Raw genomic sequence first — 14,863 nt, 5'->3', positions numbered from 1 at the left:
AACCCCCCCCCCACCCCCCCCCCTTCCCCCCCTCCCCGGGGGGGGGGGGCGGGGGGCGCGGGGGGGGGGGGCCCGGGGGGGGGGGGGGGGGGCCCCCGGGCCCCCCCCGCCTCCCCGGGCGCCGGAACCCGGCAGGATCAGGAGGCGTTCCCGCCCGCCGGGGCGCGGTGCCCGCCCGAAGCCTGCTCCTGGAGCAGGGCGGCGATCTGGTTGACGTCGTCGAAGATGCGGATGACGTCGTTGATGTCGGTGGCCGAAGCGCCGTTCACGCCGACGAAGAAGAGGTGCAGGCAGCCGTCGTCCGTCTCCAGGTAGCCCGCCAGGTTCTCGGCGTTGTAGGCGATCCGCTGGTTCAGGTCGTCCGCGCCGACGATGGTGCCGGGCTTGGCGAACACCTTGCCCTTGGCCGGGCAGTCGGTGGTGCACGAGATCGCCAGCGAGCCGTCGACGCCGAGGATCGGCAGGGCGTGGCGGAAGGCGTCCGCGTCGGGGGTGTGCAGCCAGTAGCCGAGCAGCTGGTCCAGGCCGATGGGCGTGGCGCGGTCCTGGAAGACGCCGCCGCGCCCGTCGGCGAGCTGGAACTGCGTCGGGTCGACGTGGGCCACGTCGACGAGGAAGTCGTGCTCGACGCCGAAGCCGTCGAAGCAGTCCTTGCTCCCGCGCGTCACGGCCATGTTGCACAGGGCCAGGTTGGCGCCCAGGTTGTGGCTGACCTTGAGGATCAGCTTGGCGTACTGGCTGTACGGCGGGGAGACGTACGCCGCGACCTGCGGGTCGCCGTCGTAGGAGGCCGGCAGCTTGCCGTCCGGGTTCGGACCGGTCGGGTCGGCGCTCACGGAGACCCCGGCCCGGGCGAGCGCCTCGATCAGGGCGGTGCGGCCGAAGGCGTTCGGGTCCTTGACGTTCGAGATCCGCAGGACGGGCTGCGCGTCGGCCGCGATGGTGCCGGACAGGCTGATCTGCGTGCCGTCGGGGGAGGCCGAGACCTGGATGTTCGTCGGGCCGCCGGCCGCCACCGTCTGCACCGTGGAGGTGACCTGGTAGGGGGCGACCTGGGGACGCCACATGAGCTGGGCTGTCCGGCCGGGGGCGGTGGGGGTGGTGAGCAGGTCGATGACGTTGTCGTTGATGATCAGCGGGGTCGGCTGCGGGTCCAGGTCCGGCGGGGTGAACAGCCGCGGGTCGACGACGACGTCCCCGTTGACCCGGGTGAGGCCGGCGTCCCGGACCTGGTGGGCGATCATGTCCAGGCCGGCGAGCGGGTTCTCGGGCGTGAGGGTGGCGCCGGGCAGGTCGTTGGCGCTGGTGTGGTCGATGGGGGTGTAGTCCACCGTCCCGTCGGGCCTGGTCCGGCCGCCCATCGTGAGGTCGCCCTGCGCGACCAGCGCGAGGTTGCCGTCGAGGGTCGAGCCGGTGCGGGTGCCGGTGGCCATGACAGGGGTGGTGAAGCGGTGGTCGGGGCCGAGCGTGTGCCAGGCGCCCGAGATGGTGACGAGCTTGGCCGTCGAGCCGGGGACGAAGAACTGGTTCGCGAACCGCGAGTGGAACACCTGGCCGGTCTCGGGGTCGGTCTCCAGCACACCCCACTGCGCGTGCTCGTAGCCGGGCTTGTGCATGATCGCCTCGATGGCGGGCCCGAGGTCGTCGTCGTGCGCCGCCGCCGGGGGCGCGGCGATCGTGCCCGCCAGGGCGGCCAGCGTGGCGCCGGCGGCGGCCCAGGCCGGAAGGCGGCCGCGGAGCGTTCGTCTCATCTGTGCGTCCCGTCGTCTCAGGGGGTCGGCAGGCCCGGCGCGAACCGGCGCGGACCGGCTGTTCATGGGGCGGATCGTAGGAACCCGGACGGACTACTTCCCGGTAGGCGTGGGCGCGCTGACGGTGTGTGGCGGGAAAGTCCAGCGGTCAGCCGATCGTCGGCGGCGGTGCGGGCGCCACGGGTGGGAGGACTCCCGTCCCGGCGCGCGGCCGGTTCTCGACCGGCCCGCCCGTGGCATGTCCCGGGGCCGGGCCGCGGCACTAAGGTATGGGCCCGTGACAGCAACGAACGGGGCAGTGGTCGGGGGCCGTTACCGCCTTCACGACCTCATCGGGCAGGGCGGCATGGGCCGCGTGTGGCGGGGGTGGGACGAGACCCTCGGGCGGGACGTCGCGGTGAAGGAGGTGCTCCTGCCGGCGGGCGTCGGCGACGACGAGCGCGAGCACCTCCTCCAGCGCACGCTGCGCGAGGCCCTCGCCGCGGCGCGGCTCAACCACCCGGGCATCGTCACCGTGCACGACGTGGTCGAGCACGAGGGCGCGCCGGTGATCGTCATGGAGTACGTGACCGGCGCCTCGCTCGCCGCGGTGCTCGCCCGGGAGGGCGCCCTCCCGGTCCGGCGGGTGGCCGAGATCGGCATCGCGATGCTCAAGGCCTTGCACCAGGCGCACGCGGCGGGGATCGTCCACCGCGATCTCAAGCCGGACAACGTCCTGTTGATGGACGAGCGGGTCGTCATCACCGACTTCGGCATCGCCCACATGGCCGACGCGACCACCGCGCTCACCCGCACCGGCGCCGTCATCGGCACCCCCGCGTACATGGCCCCCGAGCAGTTGGAGGGCAAGCCGCCGACGGCCGCCAACGACCTGTGGTCGCTCGGTGCGACGCTGTACGCGGCGGTGGAGGGTCAGGCGCCGTTCCACGCGGAGACGTTCAGCGCACTGTGCATCGCCGTCGTCACCCGGCCGCCGCGCCCGACCGAACGGGCCGACGCGCTCGCACCGGTGCTCGCCGGGCTGCTCACCAAGGACCCGGCGCAGCGGCTGACGGCGGAACAGGCGCTCGCGGCGCTGGAGTCGGTGGCGCGAGGCGGCGAGGCCCCGGCGTTCGTCCCGCCGCCGCCGCAGGCCGACGGGTCGGGGCCCGCCGGGTTCGGGCCGCCCCCGGTCTACCGGCTGCCGGAGTCGCCGGCCAAACCGCTGCGGTCGGTGCTCGGCCCGCTCCCGCCGCAGGTGTCGACGCCGGGCGGCGGCTGGGTGCCCGGGCAGCAGGCCGCGCCCTACCCGCCGGCCGCGCCCTACCCGTCGGCCGCGCCCTACCCGCCGACCGCGGCGCCGGTCGGAGCACCGACCGCGGCGCCGACCGTGACGCCGGCCACCGGCGGGAACCCCGCGGCCTCCGGGAGCAGCCCGGCCGTGGCCCGCCTGGTGCGCTTCCTCGGCAGCATGGTGCTGTTGTGGGCCGTCGGCCTGGTGCTGCCGTGGAACTACCTGCGGGACCTGCCGCCCTCCTACTACCCGGCCGTGGTCGCCACCACGGCCGTGATCTCCTCCGTGCACGCCGCGCCCCGGTGGCGCCTCCACCCGGCGCCGGCCTGGGCGCTGTTCTTCGTCTTCGACGTCGTCGTGCTCTACGTCCTGACGCACAACTGGCACATCTTCTGGTGGCTCGGCCGGGACGGCTTCAGCCCCTGGCCAGGCCCGATCGGGGTGAACTCGCTGATCGTCTCCACCGGTGTCTGGCTCCTGTGGTGGAGGGTCCCCGGCGGGCGCCGCCCCGCATGAGGCGGACGCCGGGCCGGACGAAGATCATCCGGGCGTAGGCTCTTCGCGGACGACAAGGCAGGAGAGGCGAGGCAGACATGGGCCAGAAGATCATCCGGTTCTCGGACCTGACCGGCAAGCACGTGGAGGACGACGACGACCTGGTGCGCATCGTGGTCCACCGGCACCCCGACCTGGCGGACGGGCCGGTGGAGATCGAGGCTCTCGCCGGTGAGGTGGCCGACGTGGAGGAGCTGGCGCTCGACCTGGTGACGATCGAGCTGCACCACCCGGGCTCGGACGGGCCGCGGACGGTCGTGCTGGAGGCCGAGGCGTTCGACCGGCTGGCCTCGGCGGCGCCGATGGCCGAGGTGCTGCAGGGCGCCAAGCCGGTCGCCCGGTCGATCCCGGGCCAGGCCGTCGCGTCGCGCGCCGCCAAGGAGCGGGTCAACTACGCGACGCTGGACCACGCCGGCCGGCCGCACAAGGGCCGCACCACCGACGCCGAGAAGCAGCTCGTCCGGGAACACCTCGCGGAGATCAACGAGCGGCTGGCCGCCGAGGGCGTCCGGACGATCGACCCGGCGAACCCGGAGCACGTCGCCCGCTACGGCCTGGACGCCCCGGCCGGAGTGCCCGGCGTCACCGGGGACTGACGAGGGCCGCCCCGCCCGGCTTACCGATGCCGGGCGGGGGGCGTCGCGCGCCGCCCGGGATTCACGCGGCGTCCTCGTGGCGGGCGTCGAGCAGGGCCAGCTCCTCCGGGGTCAGGCGCAACGCGCCGGCGGCGATGTTCTCGGCGAGGTGCGCGGGGTTCGCGGTGCCGGGGATGGCCAGCACGTGCGGGCCGCGGTGGAGGGTCCAGGCCAGCCGCACCTGGGCCGGTGTCGCGCCGTGGGCGCGGGCGATCGAGCGGACCCGTGCGTCCTGCTCCAGGCCCGCGCCGGCCTCCCGCCGCAGGCCGGAGACGGCGAAGAACGGGACGAAGGCGATGCCCTGCTCCCCGCAGAGGTCCACCAGCCCGTTCTCGTCGGCGCGGCGCGAGTCCAGCCCGTAGGCGTTCTGCACACAGACCACGGGTGCGATCGCCCGCGCCTCGGCCACGTGGGCCGGCCGCACGTTGGAGAGCCCGAGGTGCCGGACGAGCCCCGCCTCGCGCAGCTCGGCGAGGGCGCCGAAGTGCTCCGCGATCGAGGCCGTCCCAGGGCCGTTGCGGCGCAGGTTCACCACGTCCAGGCAGTCCCGGCCGAGCTGGCGCAGGTTCTCCTCCACGTGGCCGCGCAGCTCGTCGGGCCGGGCCGTGTGCCACGCGCCGGACGGGTCCCGCCACGGGCCGACCTTGGTCGCCACGACCACGTCGCCGTGCCAGGCGCTCAGGGCCCGGCCGACGAGCTCGTTCGCGGAGCGCAGCGGCGAGAAGTAGAAGGCCGCCGTGTCGACGTGGTTCACGCCCTGCTCGAACGCGCGGTGCAGCAGGCCGACCGCGGCACGGCGGTCGATCGGCGGGCCGTCGGAGTTGCCCAGCATGCCGTTGCCGGTCAACCGCATCGTGCCGTAGCCGATCCGGTTCACCTCCAGGTCTCCGAGCTTCCACGTTCCTGCGTCCGCTGCCGAACTCATCGCACTCCTCCGCTGTCGGGTCATCAGGCCGGTCCTGGAGTATGGAGTAGCCGCGGGGCCCGGCGACAGGCCGGGACGCAGCGCGGAACGTCACTCCACCAGCGGGAACGAACCGTCGGTGTCCGACCGTTGTACGGTTCGGCGGTCAGCCGGTGAGCGCGGCGTCGACGATCGCCCTGATGTACGGGAGGTCGTTGCCGGCTCCCGTCGGGTTCAGCGAGTACACCACGCGGTGCCGGAGGTCGCGGGTGGCGAAGACCCCGTTGTCCCAGCCGGGTCGCGAACCGGTCTTGCCCCAGGCGTACTCGCCGTTCGGGAGCTGGTGGCGCAGGAGTCCGCCGAGGCTGTAACAGGCCGTTCCGCCGACGCAGTTCGTGTTGTCCGCGGCGCTCGGCACGTCCGGCACCTCGAAGACCAGCTTCTGCCGGGCGGGCGGGAGGAGACGGCCCCGGAACAGCGCGGTGACGAAGCGGTCGAGGTCGGCGGCGGTGGAGATCATGCCGCCTTCGGCCCACGGGTACGGGCTCTGCTCGGTCACGTCCTGCCCGTCGACGCGCACCTGCGCGTGGGGCGAGGGGATGGTCGGGTCGTCGGCGGCGGGCAGTGCGGTGTGGGCCAAGTGCAGCGGCCGGATGATCCTGCGGTCCAGTTCGGCGGAGAACGGTGTGGACGGGCGTGCGTCAACCCTGCCGCGCACCGCCGCCGTTGCCATCGGTGATCACCCTGACAACGACCCTGGACCGCCCCTGGCCCGACCCTGGGATCCGCACCCCGGCGCCGCCACCGCAGGACGGTGGGCGGGGAGCACGTCCGGTCCACGTGTGCTGCTCGACGGTCCGCCGTGTCAGACGGGCGGCATCAGGTCGCTCGCGCTGACGGTGTACGTCAGCGGGGGGTAGACGAAGTCCGGTTCCCTGTTCTCACGGCGCCGCAGTCGGTAGAACTCGTCCCTCTGCTCGTCGTCGGCCGCCGTGAGGCGCGCACCCTGGGAGAGGTACGCCTGTCCGTCGCGGAACCGCACGAGGGTCTTGGACGTCCGGAACGTCACGCCCAGCCACTGGTTGTCCGCCGTCGGGCCGGGGGCGTCCAGGACGATCCTGTGCCGGAGCCGCCGGTTCGCGTCGACGGAGAAGACGACGACACCGTGGTGGACGAGGGGGATCTCGAACGTCTCGCCACCGGGATCCTTCGATTCGAAGATCAGCTTTCGCGGCGGTCCCGCTTCGGGATGGCGGTAGCAGGAGAAGACGGCGATGAACGAGTCGTCGGCCAGATCCAGGGCCTGGTCGGAATGGCCGCCCATGGTCCGGTAGGCGTTCGTGTAGCTCTCGACGAGGGCGTTGTCGAAGCCGACCGGAAGCCCCGCGCGTTCCCGGATCCGCTGCGCCAGCCGATCGTGCACGGGCCGGAACAGCTGCGCCGGGCTGCCGTACCGCGTGGTGGTGCGGACGAGCGGCACACCGCCCGCCTCGTCGGCCTTGGCGAGCACGGCGCCTCTCCGGCCCTTTCCCACGTCCTCCCAGCGCACCGACGCGGACAGCTCCGCGAAGGTGTCGTCCTCGGTCGGCACGACGAACGAGCGGACGTCGTCCGAGGCCCTAGATCCGGGGGGCAACGTAGTCTCCGGTGTTCATGCTGAAGAGGAGTTCCCCGCCGTAGTCGACGAAGGACGAGGTCCTGTTCTCCTCGGCGTAGAGCCTGCGCAGCTCGTCCATGCCGTCCGGCGTGGGCGGCCCCAGCTCCACCCGCTCGTCGCCCACCTTGAGGAAGGTCCGGCCGTTCGTGTGGACGGCCTCGGCGTTCGAACAGCGCACCACGTATCCCAGACGGGTCGGGAGCAGCTCGGCGTCCAGGGCCGAGGGCCGGATCTCGTGCGTGTAGAGGCGGTTGGTGGACAGCGGCACGAAGAACACCGAACCGGGATGGAGGGTCACGGTGAACTGCGCCGGGAGCGCGGCACCGTCACGTCCTTCGGCCGGCTCCTTGAGGCGGAAGCGGAGGCTGGTCAGCCCGCTGGCACCCTTCACACCGTGGTCGAAGGCGTCCCCGGCCAGGGGCTGCAGCCTGTCGAGCCCGTCGTAGAAGGTGCAGAAGGCCATGATGCCGTTGACGGGCATGTCCTTGGTCTTGTCGGCGTGGGCCGAGATCCTGGCCTTGGACTGCTTGCGCTCGGCCGTCGCCAGGGTGTTGTGGTAGATCTGCGCGAGGACGTGGTTCAGCGGTGCCGCGTTCCGGAAGACGGCGGCGGCCTCGCGGTTCAGCGCCTCGACGATGTCGGTGTCGGTCGGACGGAAGCCCTCGGTCGGCCCCGAGAGGTTCGTGGAGCACCGGAGCAGGCGGAAGTGCAGGTCGTCACCGTCGCGCGTGACGGGCGTGAGGTAGATGCCGGTGCGGTGGGCCGTTCCGGGCTTGGTGGACTCCGTCAGGGACTGGAACGCGTGCTCCGCGCGGATCCGTCCGAAGTGATCGGCGCCGGGTTCGAAGAAGCGGTGGTAGTACACGCCGACACCGTGCACGCGGACCGGGACCCGGCCGAGGCCGACGACGGTCCACGGTGCGCCGCCGCCCTCCCGGTAGCCGTGGGACAGTTCCCGGACGACGAACACCCGGGCAGCCGTCCGCAGTCGGCGGGCGTCGATCCCGGACACGTCGCCGCACAGGTAGACGGTCCGCTGCGCGAGGTCGGCAGGACCGGAGGCGAACTCCTCCGGGGTGACGGTGGACCCGAAGAAGTCCCTGACCACGTCGTCGTCCTGCAGCGCCGGAGGCGCAACCAGGATGTTTCCCGCATCCTCGATGCAGGCCTCTGCCGGCTCTGGTGCGGACATCAACGGCACCTGCCATTCGCGGACATCGGCGGGACTCCTCGAAACCGTGGACACGGCAACGGCCCGCACTCCTTCGTCCGTTGCGTCGCGCAACGCAACGCAACGGAAGGAGCCGGACCGCCGAATCCCGATGCTCTCACGGGGCCTTGACGGCGGGCAACGAAGTTCCGGCACGCCGGTTCCGGCGGGGTGAGGTCCTCCGTACGGTCGGGGTGTCAGGGGCGTCAGGGGTCGGGGACCTTAGGTGTCCTCGCCGAGGTCCTGTTCGCACCAGATGGTCTTGCCCGTCCCCGTCTGCCGGGTGCCCCAGCGCTGGGTGAGCTGGGCGACCAGCAGCAGGCCCCGGCCGCCCTCGTCGAAGGTGCGGGCCCGGCGCAGGTGGGGGGCGGTGCTGCCGGTGTCGGAGACCTCGCAGATGAGTGAGCGGTCGTGGATGAGCCGTAGGCGGATCGGTTCGCTGCCGTAGCGGATGGCGTTGGTGACGAGTTCGCTGACGACCAGTTCGGTGACGAAGGCGGCGTCCGCCAAACCCCAGGCCGTCAGCCGGCGGACGGCGTCGACGCGGACGGTGGCGACCTGCGCGAAGTCGGCGGGCACCGTCCAGGTTGCGACCCGGCGGGGGTCCAGGCGCCGGACCCGGGTCAGCAGCAGGGTGGCGTCGTCGGCGGGGTTGCCGGGCGGCAGGGCGTCGACGATCCGGTCGCACAGGGATTCCAGCGAATCGTCCACGGGAGGGAGGGCGCGCCGCAGGGCGTCGAGGCCGGTGTCGACCGAGCGGCGCCGGGTCGCGACCAGGCCGTCGGTGTACAGGGCGAGCAGGCTCTCCTCCGGCAGTTCGGTGTCGACGGCTTCGAAGGGCAGCCCGCCCAGCCCGAGCGGGGGACCGGCGGGCAGCCGGAGGACGACCGGGTCGCGGCCCGTGCCGGCCAGCACGGGGGCCGGATGGCCTGCGGTGGCCAGCGTGCAGCGGCCCGACACCGGGTCGTACACGGCGTAGAGGCAGGTGGCGGTGACCTCCCCGGCGGTGACCTCCCCGGCGGTGTCCGCGTGCGGGTCCGTCGCGGTGTCCGTGTCCGGGTCCGTCACTGTGCCCGCGTCCGGGTCCGTCGCGGTCTCGGAGGCCAGTCGGATGACCAGGTCGTCGAGCTGGGTGAGCAGCTCGTCCGGCGGGAGGTCCACGTCGGCGAGGGTCCGCACGGCCGAGCGCAGCTGGCCCATCGTGGCGGATGCCCGCAGGCCGTGCCCGGCCACGTCGCCGACCACCAACGCCACCCGTGCGCCGGAGAGCGGGATCACGTCGAACCAGTCGCCGCCCACGCCGAGCCGGGGGTCGGCCGGCAGGTACCGGAAGGCGGCTTCCACGGCGGAGTGCACCGGCAGCCGTCGCGGGAGCAGGCTGCGCTGCAGGGTGAGCGCCGTGCCGCGCTCGTGGGCGAAGCGCCGGGCGTTGTCCACCGCGACCGCAGCCCTGGACACCAGTTCCTCGGCCAGCGCCAGGTCTTCGGACCGGAACGGCTCGCCGTTCCGGAAGCGGACGAACTCCACCACGCCCAGGGTGGTGCCCCGGGCGATCACCGGAACCTGGAGCCAGGAGTGGAAGCCGTACGCACGGCTGTTCGCGGCCCGCCGGGGATCCTCGGCCAGCCACGTCGTGACGGCCGTGTCCTGCGCCTGGTGCAGCCCGGAACGCCCGGTCGCCAGGCTGCGCAGCGGGGGCGAGTCCGGCGGGAGGACGTCGATCTCGCCCACGCGGACCACGGCCTCCGGCACGCCCGCCAGCACGGACTGGTGTGCCGCCCGGCGCAGTACGCCGTCGGTGACCGGTCCGGGCGCGGGCTCCCGGCCGCCCGCGACGCCGTCCAGCAGGTCGACACTGACGAAGTCGGCGAGCCGGGGCACCGCCACGTCCGCCAGCTCCTGTGCCGTGCCGGTGACGTCCAGGGTGGTGCCGATCCGGGCGCCCGCGTCGTACAGCAGCCGCAGCCGCTCCCGGGTCGCTTCGGCCAGGCCGGCCACCGCGCGCAGCTCGGTGGTGTCCCGCAGGGTCGCCACGAGACCGGCGGGCCCGCTACGGACGGTCATCGGTCGGAGGTTGACGGCCACCAGCCGGTCCCCGGCCGGGTGCACCTCGTCGGTGACGGTCCGCCCGGAGGCCAGCAGTTCGGCCATGCCCGGGTCCAGCCCCAGCTCGTCCACCCGCCGGCCCTGCGCGTCCGGGCTCAGGGCGAGCAGCTGCTGCGCCTCGTCGTTGGCCAGTACCAGCCGGTGGTCGGCGTCCAGGATCAGGACGCCTTCGCGGACCGCGTGCAGTACGGCGTCGTGGTGCTCGTACATCCGGGTCATCTCGATCGGGCCCAGGCCGTGGGTCTGGCGGCGCAACCGGGTGCTCACCAGGACCGCCCCGCCGGCGGCGAGGACCAGCGCGCCGGCCGCGGCGCCGAGCAGCACCGGCAGCTGGCGGTTCACGGTGGCGCTGATGCCCGTGGTCTGCACGCCGGTGGAGACCAGGCCGACCACGGTGCCGTTCGCGTCCTTGACGGGGACGAGCGCCCGGACCGCGGACTGCGGGGAGCCGGTGAAGACCTCGGTGAAGGACTGCCCGGCCGCCGCCCGGGCGATGTCGCCCTGTGCGCGCCGGCCGATCAGGCCGGGCACCGGGTCGGTGTAGCGGATCCCGCCGGTACTCAGCACGTCGACGAAGTCGACGCCGGAACCCTGCTGGGCCGCCAGGGCGAGGGGCCCGAGCGCCGCGGTGGGGTCGGGCGACTGCAGCGCCTGCGCCAGGCCCGGAGCCTGCGCGAAGCCCGTCGCGACGGCGAGCGACCTGTGCCGGGCGTCGTTCTGGGCGTCGTTGACGGTCTTGAGCACCAGGACGGTCCCGCCGACCACGGCGAGCAGCAGCAGGACCGCCAGCTGCCAGAGGAAGGTCTGACCGGCCACGCTCCGCGGGCCGAAGTGCGAGGTCGGTCGCGTCCGTGCGGGCCGTCGGCCGGTCGGCTGCGGGTTCTCGGCCGACGGGGGCGGCGGAGGGCGGTGCCCGCGCCGCGGCCGACCGCCCGGCGGCCACATGGAGCGGAATGTGCGCATACGCGACTCCTACCCGCCCAGTCAGCGACCGCACGTCGTGTCCGGGGCGTCGGCCGTCGGCAGCGGACCGCCCGGGAGCCGTGGGGGAGAGCGCGGCGGGTCGCGCCGCCGGCCCTCCGTCGCCCGGAACCCGCAGGTCAGCGCGCGAGGCCGCACGGCCGCCCGGCAGTCCGGCCGCGCGGCTTCAGCGGGCGGCCGGGGGAGCGCGGGCGCCGGGAGACGGTTGCCGGGGTGGTCCCGGACCGCGTCACCAGCGGGTGGCGCGGTCACGGTCCGTGAGCCGACTAGTGCTTGACGGCGACACCCGCGTAGAACGACACCTGGGCGTCCGTGACCCCGTCCGGCAGTCGGCCGGGGGCGTCCTCGTCCGGGCGCCAGCGGTGTGCGGGCACGACTCCCGGTTCCAGCAGCTCCAGCCCGTCGAAGAGGGTCTCGAACTCGGCGCGGGGCCGCAGCCGCAGCGTGGTGCCCGCCTTGTTGTAGATCTCCTGCACCATCGGCGCGCCCTCCGGGTCCAGCTCCGCCGTGGCGTGCGAGAGCACCAGCGCCGAGCCCGACGGCAGCGGCTTCAGGAGCCGCTCCACGATCGCGCGTGCCTCACCGAGGTCCGGGACGAAGTGCAGCAGCGCCACCATGGAGAGCACGACCGGCTGCCCCAGGTCGAGCGTCCGCGCCACCTCGGGGGCGTTCAGGATGGTGTCCGGATCCCGCACGTCGCCGTGGACGTACGCCGTCCGCCCCTCGGGTGCGCTGGTCATCAGCGCCCGCGAGTGCGCCAGCACGATCGGGTCGTTGTCCGCGTAGACCACCCGCGCCTCGGGAGCCACCGACTGCGCGACCTCGTGCAGGTTCGGGGAGGTGGGGATGCCCGTGCCGACGTCCAACCACTGGCGCAGGCCCCGCTGCGCCAGCGTCCGGGTCGCCCGGTGCATGAACGCCCGGTTCGCCCAGACCGCGATCCGCATGGTCGGGAACACCGTGAGCACGCGCTCGGCGGCCTCGCGGTCCACCTCGTAGTGGTCCTTGCCGCCGAGGAACCAGTCGTACATGCGGGCGCTGTGCGGTATGTCCTGCCGTATGACGGTGCTGAGCGGCTTCTCCAGGCCCTGGTCTTCCACGTTCATCGCCGCCGCTCCCCGCTCTCTCCCCACGACCACACCAGGGCCGAAAGGACGATATGACTTGACGTACGGTCAGTAGTGTGACAGGTGAGGCGGGCAAGGTGGTAGTACCCGGAGATTCTCTCCGGGGTCCGGGGTCCGGCGTCCGGGGGCCGGAGAGAGGATCCATCGAGCGCGCACCGACCCCTGTCGGTAGGCACCCGGGGCCGACAGAATCACCCGTATGACAACCACCACGGTCGCGCCGCCCACCGGTGCCACTCCCGTCGACCTCGCCAGGGGATTCCTGACGGGTGGTGTGGTCGGGGTGTCGCTGGCCGCCTTCGTCGGCGGCTGCACCCTCGGGAAGGTGCCGCTGATCGTCGCCGGTCCGGCCCTGCTCGCGGCGTACGGGCTGCTGTTCCGCCTCGCCGGCGCGCCGCGCCGGGCCCGGGAGGGGGCCCTGGCGCCCCGTACGGCGCTGGCACTGATCGACGGGCTGGAGGTGCAGAAGGGCGAGGAGACGGACGTCCCGGTGCGCTTCGACCTCACCGTCGCCCCGGACCGGGCGCCGGCCTTCCGCATCCGGATCACCCAGGACGTGCACGTCTCCGAGCTGCGCGACCACCGGGCGGGCGCGGTCCTTGTGGTCCGGTACCCGCCGGACCGGCCGTGGCTGGTGCGGATCGTGAAGCGGCCGACCCCGGAGTGGGAGGAGCGGGCGGCCGGCGCCGTCCTGGAATCGGCGCCCGGGCCGGCCGTGGCAGCCGACCGCCAGGACGGCTGCGCCTGGAGCCTCGTCACCCTCCTCGGGGTGGTGCTCGGCGCCGCCGCCGTGGTCCTGCTCCTGCGCGCCGAGCTGTTCGGGAAGGACACCGACGCGCCCGACGGACGCTCCGCCTCCGTGACCTCGTCGAGTACGAGCACGAGCACGGTGCCGAGCACCGGCACGGTCACGGGTGAGGTCACGGGTGCGGTCACCTCCTCGGCCTCCGGCACGGTCTCCTTCGGCCCGGGCCGGTCGATGCTGGACCGGGGCGCGCTGCGGGCGGCCGTCGAGTCGCTCACCGCGGGCGGGGACGGCAAGCCGGCGCTCACCGTCGTCGTGCAGGAGCAGCTGCTGACGGTCGTGTTCTCCCCCGCCGGGGCGGACGCCCCGGCGTTCGACCCGCGCTCGCTGCCCTTCGACCGGGTGCCCGCGCTGGTCGAGGAGGCCAGGACCACGCTCGGCGTCGACTCGCCGCAGACCTGGCAGCTCTCCGCGGAACGCCTGACCGGCGCCCTCACGATCAGGATCAGCGTGGCCGGGGCCGGCGGCTCGGCCTCGCTGGAGGCGGACGGTCAGGGCGTGGTGGTGCGGCGCAGCCCGGCCCGCTGAGGGCGTGCCGGAGGGGCCGGCCGCCGCGGTGCGGCCCGGTGGGGCAACGGGGTCGGAGCGACAGGAGGGATGGGCGCATGGGGTGGCACGGGTACCTGGCGCTGTGGTGCGCGGTGCTGGGCGCGGTGGCGCTGGTGGGGTACGGCCGGTCGCTGGCCGGGGTGACCAGGGCGCAGCGGATGGTGCGGGTGCGGGGGCGGATCGAGCGGGTCCGGGAGCCCCGGCACGGAGGCTCCCGGCGCGGGGGGATCGCGGTGGTGGTCTCCTACCGCGAGCCGTCCTCCGGTGCGGAGGTCACCGTGACGAACGACGGTGAGCGCGGCGAGCTGATCACCGCCGCGTGGACGGGCCGCGAGATCGGGGTCAGCTACCCGCGCGGGAGGCCGCACGACTACCGGTTCAGCGACGACCCGGAGGCGGGCGGTCGCGGGCTGGGCCTGCCGAACGCGGCGCTCTTCCTGATCTACGTCGGCCTGGTGGTCGTCGCCTCGGTCGACCGGGGCTGGCCGTGGGCGCTGGTCGGCGTCTGCGGGCCGTGGGCCCTGGTCGGTGTCTGCTACCTGCCGGGGAACGTACGCGACGCCCGGCACCGCCGCGAGCAGCTGGCGTCGATGGTCGCCGTCCCGGGCCGGATCGTCGCGGTGCTCAGGGACGTCAGCACCGACGCGGAGGGCGGCACCTCCACCACGATCACGCCGGTGGTGGCGTTCACCACCCGCGAGGGCGCGGCCGTCACCGCCCACTGCGACTCGGGGGTGCCGGACCCGGCCGGATCGTACGGGCGGGAGCTGACGGTGCACTACCCGGAGGACGATCCGGCCCGGTTCGTGCTGGACCACGCGGCCCGGCAGCGCTCGGTGCGCTCGGACGTCGCGGTCAACGTGGTGTTCCTGGTCCTCGTCGCGGCGGCGGCCGTCGTGGGCGTCGTCCTGCTCTGACCCGGAGCGGGCCCCGTCGGCCCCGCCGTCCGCGGCGGGGCCCACAGGGGGCGGCTACGGCATGGCACCCCGAAGGCTCCGTCCGGTCAGCTCCCGCCGTCGCCGGCAGGCGAAGACCGGCCGACGGCTCCGAAAGACCGGGTGTGGCGACACTGCGCTTCGTGGTCGGGGCGGGGGCATGTCGTGAGATCCACTTGTGCGGCTCCCGTTGCGGCAATGCCGTGGCAGGGGTTTCCGTCCACCGGTGCCGGGAAGCCGCTGTGGGAAGCAGGGCCGACCGTCCCGGTTGTTCTGCGTTGTTCTGCTCGCCGTGGCGGTGTCGATCATGCCGGCCGACCGGAGCCCGCCGGACCGTTCGAGGGCCGGACCGGCGTCGGCCATGGCACCCGAGGA

The 14,863-nt window shown here is 73.8% G+C and carries 11 protein-coding genes; 4 read left to right on the top strand and 7 right to left on the bottom strand.

Going from position 1 to position 14,863, the window contains the following annotated elements:
* Positions 1-137 precede the first annotated feature (137 nt).
* Complete coding sequence (dacB, locus tag ACIGG8_RS41720) at positions 138-1,751, bottom strand: D-alanyl-D-alanine carboxypeptidase/D-alanyl-D-alanine-endopeptidase (RefSeq protein ID WP_396553805.1); 1,614 nt, start codon at positions 1,749-1,751, stop codon at positions 138-140.
* A 277-nt stretch (positions 1,752-2,028) separates the two neighbouring features.
* Between dacB and ACIGG8_RS41715 the strand changes: the two genes are divergently transcribed.
* Positions 2,029-3,540, top strand: coding sequence for a protein kinase (locus ACIGG8_RS41715; RefSeq protein WP_396553804.1), 1,512 nt, complete (start codon positions 2,029-2,031; stop codon positions 3,538-3,540).
* Positions 3,541-3,617: 77 nt separating this feature from the next.
* Complete coding sequence (locus ACIGG8_RS41710) at positions 3,618-4,175, top strand: hypothetical protein (protein ID WP_396553803.1); 558 nt, start codon at positions 3,618-3,620, stop codon at positions 4,173-4,175.
* A gap of 61 nt (positions 4,176-4,236) precedes the next feature.
* Here the strand turns inward: ACIGG8_RS41710 and ACIGG8_RS41705 are convergent, their stop codons facing one another.
* The 6 genes from ACIGG8_RS41705 to ACIGG8_RS41680 form a co-directional block, all read right to left on the bottom strand.
* Entirely contained in the window at positions 4,237-5,139 is a 903-nt protein-coding gene (locus ACIGG8_RS41705; RefSeq protein WP_396553802.1) for an oxidoreductase, read from the bottom strand.
* Between the two features lie 145 nt (positions 5,140-5,284).
* On the bottom strand, positions 5,285-5,851 hold the full coding sequence (locus ACIGG8_RS41700; protein ID WP_396553801.1) for a serine hydrolase: 567 nt from the start codon (positions 5,849-5,851) through the stop codon (positions 5,285-5,287).
* A gap of 132 nt (positions 5,852-5,983) precedes the next feature.
* Positions 5,984-6,754, bottom strand: a complete 771-nt coding sequence (locus tag ACIGG8_RS41695) for a hypothetical protein (RefSeq protein WP_396553800.1) — start codon at positions 6,752-6,754, stop codon at positions 5,984-5,986.
* Complete coding sequence (locus ACIGG8_RS41690; protein ID WP_396553799.1) at positions 6,738-7,967, bottom strand: hypothetical protein; 1,230 nt, start codon at positions 7,965-7,967, stop codon at positions 6,738-6,740. The genes ACIGG8_RS41695 and ACIGG8_RS41690 overlap by 17 nt, the downstream gene beginning before the upstream one ends.
* 240 nt (positions 7,968-8,207) lie before the next feature.
* Positions 8,208-10,907, bottom strand: a complete 2,700-nt coding sequence (locus ACIGG8_RS41685; RefSeq protein WP_396553798.1) for a SpoIIE family protein phosphatase — start codon at positions 10,905-10,907, stop codon at positions 8,208-8,210.
* Positions 10,908-11,338: 431 nt separating this feature from the next.
* Positions 11,339-12,178 (bottom strand): SAM-dependent methyltransferase, encoded by an 840-nt coding sequence (locus ACIGG8_RS41680; protein WP_350525061.1) that lies wholly within the window; start codon positions 12,176-12,178, stop codon positions 11,339-11,341.
* A gap of 220 nt (positions 12,179-12,398) precedes the next feature.
* Here ACIGG8_RS41680 and ACIGG8_RS41675 point away from each other — a divergent pair, with 220 nt between their 5' ends.
* Positions 12,399-13,532, top strand: coding sequence for a hypothetical protein (locus ACIGG8_RS41675; protein ID WP_396553797.1), 1,134 nt, complete (start codon positions 12,399-12,401; stop codon positions 13,530-13,532).
* A gap of 77 nt (positions 13,533-13,609) precedes the next feature.
* On the top strand, positions 13,610-14,470 hold the full coding sequence (locus ACIGG8_RS41670) for a DUF3592 domain-containing protein (protein WP_396553796.1): 861 nt from the start codon (positions 13,610-13,612) through the stop codon (positions 14,468-14,470).
* Positions 14,471-14,863 lie beyond the last annotated feature (393 nt).

It is taken from the genome of Kitasatospora sp. NPDC085464 (assembly GCF_044541955.1).
Taxonomy (GTDB): Bacteria; Actinomycetota; Actinomycetes; order Streptomycetales; family Streptomycetaceae; genus Kitasatospora.
The sequence above is the reverse complement of the archived record's forward strand: the minus strand, read 5'-3'. Positions and strand labels throughout refer to the sequence as shown.